The sequence below is a fragment of the Nitrosomonas sp. Nm132 genome (genome assembly GCF_900100485.1).
GTDB lineage: Bacteria > Pseudomonadota > Gammaproteobacteria > Burkholderiales > Nitrosomonadaceae > Nitrosomonas.
In genome coordinates this window covers 1-7,843 of sequence record NZ_FNDH01000071.1, presented here as the reverse complement: position 1 = coordinate 7,843, position 7,843 = coordinate 1, and the positions used below count along the sequence as shown (strand labels likewise).

4 protein-coding genes and 2 pseudogenes are annotated in these 7,843 nt (G+C 50.5%); all 6 read right to left on the bottom strand.

The genetic code is table 11. The features are described 5' to 3' along the window. Positions 1 to 76: 76 nt before the first annotated feature. Positions 77 to 229, bottom strand: coding sequence for a hypothetical protein (locus BLP80_RS15770; RefSeq protein ID WP_176754382.1), 153 nt, complete (start codon positions 227 to 229; stop codon positions 77 to 79). Positions 230 to 775: 546 nt separating this feature from the next. Further along, a complete protein-coding gene (locus BLP80_RS13905) occupies positions 776 to 1,528 on the bottom strand; it encodes an N-formylglutamate amidohydrolase (protein WP_256325116.1) in 753 nt (250 codons plus the stop codon). A 181-nt stretch (positions 1,529 to 1,709) separates the two neighbouring features. Next, a complete protein-coding gene (locus BLP80_RS13900) occupies positions 1,710 to 3,926 on the bottom strand; it encodes a RelA/SpoT family protein (RefSeq protein WP_090544230.1) in 2,217 nt (738 codons plus the stop codon). A 661-nt stretch (positions 3,927 to 4,587) separates the two neighbouring features. Further along, entirely contained in the window at positions 4,588 to 6,159 is a 1,572-nt protein-coding gene (locus BLP80_RS13890; protein WP_090544226.1) for a lipase family protein, read from the bottom strand. Between the two features lie 683 nt (positions 6,160 to 6,842). Continuing rightward, positions 6,843 to 7,531: pseudogene (locus BLP80_RS13885) on the bottom strand (IS5 family transposase); the annotation flags it as partial. 234 nt (positions 7,532 to 7,765) lie between these two features. Continuing rightward, positions 7,766 to 7,843, bottom strand: a pseudogene (locus BLP80_RS15355) (IS5/IS1182 family transposase); the annotation flags it as partial.

Sequence of the window (7,843 nt, the reverse complement as noted above, 5' to 3'; positions counted from 1 at the left end):
GAGGTCATCGCTAAGCTTTGCGAGGAGCTCAATGCTACTGAAACCTTCTTTCCTCGATCTGGACTTCGTCTGATCTTTAAATTGGGGTCATCTTAAAATTGTCGGGATCAGGTGGTCTGAGCTTACGCATCCCGCCTACCGTTTTCATCCAGCCCAATACTTCCTCGATCCGTTTGCGAATCTTCAGACTGATCGTATAGCCCTCGGTCTGGCAAATACTATCTGGCATGGCGCTGCCTTGATGTGCTCATCCACACCGTAGCCGCGATCTTTCCCCACTGGGCCCCCGGGTTGACAAATGTTCGTCACTGCTCAGTTCCGCCCACTCCGTCAGATGCTTGACACCCGTGAAAAAATACCCAACCCGGCACACCAGCGGTACCACAGGTTGTATTCGATGTGCGCGATCAGTTACCGTTCGGAACGGATGGTAAACAACACCTGGAGCAGCGATGCTCGCAGCAACCACTCCGGCGGTATCGAAGGACAGCCTTTCCTCGAGTAAACGGCACCAAGCTGCTGATCCATTTGCTTGAGTATCCTATCCACCAGCACCTTCGGACGCCGCAGCGCATGATTCAATATAGTAAGGCTTATGCAAAATTTTACCGGAGCAAATCCGTTTTCCAATGACCTGCTAGTGATGAAGCTCTTTCCCAAAATCGTTTCATCATAAGAAATTCAGATTCCTTTTACAGCTTTTCTTACGTTGAACTCACGTTAACCCGATAGTTCTTTATTTGCATTCGTGAAAATGCATATGCCACTCAATACTTTACCCAACGACGTCATGGAGCGCTGCTAGCACTAAATGACGCAGTGCCTGCCAGTGCCGCCTGCCGCTGACCACATGTTTCTGGTTGATTTCCAGTTCGAGCCCCAGATATGCTTCTGCTGGAAACTGACGGCGCAAGGCGGTGGTCAAGCCATCTGCCTTACCAGCATAGGGATAATTACGTCGAATAGTTAAATCGGGCGCCATTGTTTTGAGGCTTGCCTGCCAGCGATGGCATAACACCCGTTCGCCCGGTCTCGCGGGATCATAAAGCAAGCCGATATCAGCATGACGCATCTGCCCCTTGAGCACCGGTGTGAAACTATGCGATGAAATATGAATCACCCGGCTTCCACTACGGATTGCTTCCGCGATGGTTTGCTCAACTTGATGGCGATAAGGCAGATAATAATGCGTCAGAATCTCGCGCCGAATGGTAACCGGCACATGTTTTGTTACTTGGGAAAATAATCGTGGATGCCCGATAGAACGATTGAGATCGACCAGTAGACGGCTCGTGGTCGTCACAAACAAGGAAGCGCTCAGCGCCAAAGCAAGCTCTTTCGCCATGCGCAATGCACCCCGGTCATAACCACGATGGCTACGCAACAAGGGTTCGTAACCGCAAAAAAGGGTTTGATACTGACGCGGGATGCGATTGCCGCCGTGTTCACAGGTAATAACAAAATGAGTCGTCGAGATCAAATTTTCTCCCTGTCTGATCTTTAACCCGAATATTTCATAAATTGGCACGTACCCTCACTTGTCTTTTGATTAATAAGAAAGATTTTGCTCAGTCGGGTGTATGAATCACTACACCCCTCCTTCTCAAAACTTCCCTATTAATCAAAACCCTGCGTGATCATCACGCGAATTTATGAAATATTCGGGTTAACAGCTATCCTGAAACAGCCGTCATTTCACAGATAGGCTGTTACTCCCGCCGCCGCGCTGCGATAACGCCAGGCACTTGCTGAATCAGCGCCAGCAGGCGCTGCAGCTGATCCAGATCGGTGATCTCAAGCGAAAACTGCATCATCGCCAGGTTACCGCGGCTTAGCGTGTTGGCCTTGGTGGCGTTCACCTTCTCGCGCACGAACAGGTCGCTGATGTCGCGCAGCAAGCCTTGGCGATCATGGGCTTCTACTTCGATATCGACGCTGGCGACGAGATTTGCGCCGGCACCCCAGCGCGCCTGCAGTAGGCGACTGCGCCGCTCTTCTGGCAGGCGAGTGACGAAGGTGCAAGTCTGACGGTGGATGGTCACCCCGCGCTCACGCGTGACGTAGCCAACGATAACATCCTGCGGTGCCGGTTTGCAGCACTTGGCCAGGTTGGTGAGCAGATTGCCGATGCCCTCGACCACGATGCCCGACGGCGCCTTGGGTACGTGCGTGCGCCTGGCGGTGAAGGCTGGGAGTGCTTCTGCAGGCTTGGGCGGCATAGTCTCTTGAATGGCGAGGGCAATCTGGTGCTCGCTGACATCGCCACGACCGATGGCAGCGAGCAGGTCTTCAAGACGGTTGTAGTGTAACTTCTGCGCAAGTTTCTCCTGATTGACACTGCCAACGCCGGCCCGATGGAATTCGCGGTCCAGCTTGGCACGACCGATTGCTACATTTTCCTCGAAATTCTGGTACTTGAACCAGTGGCGCACCTTGGCGCGCGCGCGCGGACTCTGCAGATAACCGAGTATCGGATTGAGCCAGTCGCGGCTGGGTGCGCCCATCTTGGAGGTGAGGATTTCCACGCGCTGGCCATTCTGCAACCGGGTGTTGAGCGGTACGATGCTGCCATCCACCTTGGCGCCGCGCGTGCGGTGACCGAGATCAGTGTGTAGGGCGTAGGCAAAATCGATGGGTGTCGAGCCTTTGGGCAGGTCGATCACCTTTCCTTGTGGCGTGAGCACGAAAACCTTGTCCTGGAACAGCTCGCTCTTGAACTGCTCGAGCAAATCGCCGCTATCGCTGACCTCATCTTTCCACGCCAGGATCTGGCGTAACCAGGCGATTTTCTCTTCGAATTTGCTATCCGGCTTGCCGCCTTCCTTATAGCGCCAGTGGGCGGCTACGCCCAGTTCGGAATTGAGATGCATGTCGTAGGTACGGATCTGCACTTCAAGCGCCAGACCGCGCGGACCAATCACGGCGGTGTGCAGTGAGCGGTAACCGTTGCTCTTGGGACGCGCAATATAGTCGTCAAATTCGCCGGGAATCGGCTGCCACAGATGGTGCACCAAGCCCAGTGCAGCGTAGCAGTCCTTGACGTCATCCACCAGGATACGCACTGCGCGTATGTCGTAGAGCTCGCTAAACTCCAGATGCTTCCGGCGCATCTTATTGATAATGCTGTAGATGTGCTTGGGCCGCCCGCTGATTTCTCCCTTGATATCGGCTTGCAGCAGTTCCTGCCTGAGGTGGGCGAGTACGTCGTCGATGTACTGCTCACGATCTACGCGCCGCTCGTCCAGTAGGCGGGCAATTTCCTTATAGAGCTGCGGTTCCAGGTAGCGCAACGCGAGGTCTTCCAGCTCCCATTTGATCTGCCATACGCCCAGCCGGTTGGCAAGCGGCGCGAAGATACCGCGCGTTTCGCGGGCGATTCGCTGCTGTTGTTCGCGACTCGCGCCAGAGAGATGACGCAGGGTCTGCGTGCGCTCAGCCAGCTTGATCAGCACCACGCGGATATCTTGCACCATGGCCAGCAGCATCTGGCGCAGGCTCTCGATCTGCTGCGCTTGATCACCCGTGTTGCCTGGCGCGTGCAGCTGCTCAATTTCGCTGAACTGGTGGATCTGCTCCATGCGTGCGATGCCTTCCACCAGGCTGGCGACGTTGGCGCCGAATTGGCTTTCCACCAGTGCATGCCAGTCATCCAGATACTCAGCTACCGCATGCAGCAGGGTGGCGGCGACGGTCTCGGCATCCATGCGCATGCCGATGAGGATGGATGCCGCACCTATCGCATGCTGCAGCAATGGCGTTCCGGTCAGCGTATGCTGCTCGCTATACAGCGGTGCGGCCATCGTGCACGCCTGGCGCAGCAGCCCGATTTCGTTTGGCGTAAACTGCGCGGCCAGTTCATTCAGCCAGGCTTCGGTGTCGGTGTAGTCTGCGGCGGACGGGAAGGACTTGCTGCGTATTGAAACCATGAAATGCTTACTGACCCTCCAAATAGAAGCATTCTTGCCTGTCAGGCGCAAAGCGTGCAAGGGAAATAGCCAGCTCAATCATCAAGAGAGCTGAAAGGACGAGATTGGAATCAATAATCTGGAAAGATCGCAGACCTTTCCAGAGTTGATCGAATCGGCGTCCGGAAGGTTGAATCTTGGCCGAGAAACTAAAACGGCTAAGCACTCCATGAATTCCAGCGGAAACATAACAAATAAATTGTACCATCTTGACAAGATATCTTCAGCGCCAAAGCGAGCCCTTTTGCCATGCACAATGCACCCCGGTCATAACCACGATGGCTACGCAGCAGGATTCGGAACCGCAAAAGAGGGGATAGGTACTGACGCGGGATGCGATTGCCGCCGTGTTCACAGGTAATACCATACACCCTACAAGCCTGTCGAAGGCCGATCAGCTGCTTAGCGGTTCGATAAACTCACCGCGAACGGTAAAGGTTTTACTGGAACGATCAACTAGCCCGAATATTCCATAAATTCGCGTGATGATCACGCAGAATTTTGATTAATAGGGAAGTTTTGAGAAGGAGGGGTGTAGTGATTCATACACCCGACTGAGCAAAATCTTTCTTATTAATCAAAAGGCAAGTGAGGGCACGTACCAATTTATGAAATATTCGGGCTAGACAACAAAACCCAGCGGATCAAAAACGATCCCGGTTTCCCTCAATTCGGTCAGCGCTATATTGGCTTGATTGATCGGGTGTTCTGCCGCGAACACACCTAGTTCTCCAATGGATGTGCCTGAATTCAGCATGTCAATGTAGGGCTGTGCCTGGTCCGCTGTTGGAGGCGAGCCGACGACATTGCCCCATAATAACGAGGTCACTTGCTCGGGTGTATTTGCACCGGCTGCGGCGATTGCGAAGGCAGCGAGATCCTCATAGCCTGTACCTTTATCCAGCTCGGAGAGTCCGATTGCCACATAATGGGTATTCGAGACGCTTCCAGCCCCAAAAACAGCTCCAATCAATTTTGCAACCCTGCCAGCCGAACCATCCACATCGAGCGCAAAAGCCATATCAGTGAGAATGATCCGTTCAATATCTTTAAGCGTATCAGTTCCTTCATTATTCGGCGCTGTTCGTTGATCAATCACGATGAACTCACCGGCAGGCGAGATTCGGTGTGTAAAATCAGATCGGGCTCCACTGTATAGGGCATAATCAATTCCTCCACCACCATGAATGGCGTCATTACCCAAACCACCTTTGAATATCTGAACATGTTGCTCGCCTGGCACCTCACCTGTCATGCTGTCAGCGCCATTACCACCCAGCAAAACTTCAACATTCTGGCCTTCTTTTGCATTCAAATTGTCATCCCCATTGGTGCCAGGAACAATATTCATGTCCCGAAACAAAGTTTCCGCATCCAATTGAGAGGTTATAAATTCAACGCTTCTGCGGTAGCTGATTTTCGAGTCATTCAGTGGAATAAATAATGTGTGCTCTGATAGTCCGTCTATCCCAGAATCTTCTACCCGTATATTGATAATCGAGCCACTGACTTCATATCCCCGCGCATCTCCTGCGATCACTGCTTCATCGTCATTATGACGAATATTGGCAAAGCGTTCTTCCGGCAATGTTTGAAAACGATTCGTTCCGGGCGATCCAAAAGTCACACCGATATATCTGGCATCTGTGACACCATAGTCTTGCATGAAAAATTGCGCCGCTGCTCCTCCCAGGCTATGGCCGGTGACAAGCACCTGTTCTATATCATTAGCATTAATATAGTTGACTATCGATTGAAGAAAACCGATTGCGTTATCGTTGTCAGCATCATTTAGAAGATCATAGTATCCCTTAATACTGAAAACATTATGATTCCAGTCCTTCAGGCCGTTTTCTGTAGAAATGTCATTGGAACCCTCAAATGAAATGCCTAATGTGCGTTTGCCGTCCAGTATGGTTAAACCAACGGTTGCCGAAGCATTTTCATTGATATATCGCAACAAACTCCCGCCTATAATGCTAAATCCAGGATCATTTCCTGCAAAACCCAAGGTTGTGGCTTCTAAGGGCGTCCAGCTTTGAATACGTGCATTCACCGCGTCGATGACCGGTTGATCATCAAGATGCTTGTCGGAATAGGCTCGTGCGGAAAGATTGAGCGCAGCAAGCATAATGTTGTCGGGAGTTGTTTCAAGCTCAGGAATGGAATGGGGTGTTCCTACTGTCATTGGCATCTTTTGTTCTCCTTTATATAGCATTTCGATAACGGTTACCTAACCCGAATATTTCATAAATTGGCACGTGCCCTCACTTGTCTTTTGATTAATAAGAAAGATTTTGCTCAGTCGGGTGTATGAGTCACTACACCCCTCCTTCTCAAAACTTCCCTATTAATCAAAATCCTGCGTGATCATCACGCGAATTTATGAAATATTCTGGCTAAGAGTATATAGCCTACCTATAGAAAGTCGGTGAACTTAAAGTTTAGAATTCATGGCTTGGATACGTAAAGTGACGAGGCATGGATTACCCTACACCATTATTTGCTAATTCATAGCACAAGATCCAGTCACCCGTCGTCGCCCTTTCTCCAAACAAACGCTCAGCCCTCAGCCAGCGCAGCAGGATGGCTATTCTTGAGTTTGATTTGATGCAACGCAAGCATCAACCGTGTTTTTCCCTAACGATTTTGTATTTGCCTGTTCCTGCAGGCTCGCACAAATTGAATCCAGCGCATTGGGAGTAATTGAATCTTCAAATAATCCTCGATACACTACTTGCCGTGCTTCAGGACTATTCCCCCAATGCCAAAAATAAAGTGCATGCGGTTGAATGATGGCACTATCCATTCCCTGAGCGTTCGCAGCATAACTTGATCAGCGATATTGCGTGGGATGCGCAACCATTCGGTCGCGCACAGGTATCCACACGCTATGGCAACCATACTTTCGTAATTTCTCTTCAGTTTGTCGTATCGTGTTGCCACTGCCCGATACTGCTTTAGTCGCGCAAAAGTGTTTTCCACCAAATGCCGGTATCTATACAAGCCCCAATCCATATCTGCATTACCCTTTACCGAATCGCATTTTCTTGAGATCACAGCCCTGGCTCCCTTCTTCGTATATCTGCTCCCGTATATACTCACTGTCATAGTCTTTATCCGCAACAACCACTTCCGCGTCAGGTAAGCTGGCAATCAAATCGGGTGCTGCAGAACAGTCATTGACTTCTCCGCCGGTGATTTCAAACTCAACTGGCAAGCCATAACTATCAACGACTAAATGGATCTTGGTGGCATTCCCCGCATGGCTTTTCCCGATGGCCTGCGGCTTCTTGACCTACCGCTCCCGAACTATGCTGATGTGCCTTAACGTAGCTGCCATCAATAAATTCCCATTCCCAATCTGGGTCAATGGTCAGCGCCTTGAAAATCCTGCCCCGCTTGTTACTGGATGACCACGCATTGAATCTTTTGTAGATGGAATTCCAGCACCCAAAAGCCTTCGACAAGTCTCGCCACGGGCAACCAACCCGCATTCGATACAACATACCTTCTACTGTCATGCGCAAATTGCACTTGTTATAAATGGCTTCTTGAAGCAGAATCTTCTCTAGCTTCGACTAGAACGCATCACTGAGCATCAATCGGGGCATCACAAACTCGTTTTGTGGGTGGTGTAAAAATCCCTCAATATTACGAGTTTGTTTCTATCTATGAAATACTTATCTCAAAACGTCAGCAGACGCTAGTAGTTACACTAATTCAACAAATTATTCTTGTTTTTAATAACTTATTCTAATGGCTTCCATTAGAAAGTTTCCCTAGGGTCTGTTGACATTTCACATAGGTAGCCACAGGTATCCACACGCGATAGCTACCATACTTTCGTAATTTCTCTTGAGTTTGTCGTATCGTGT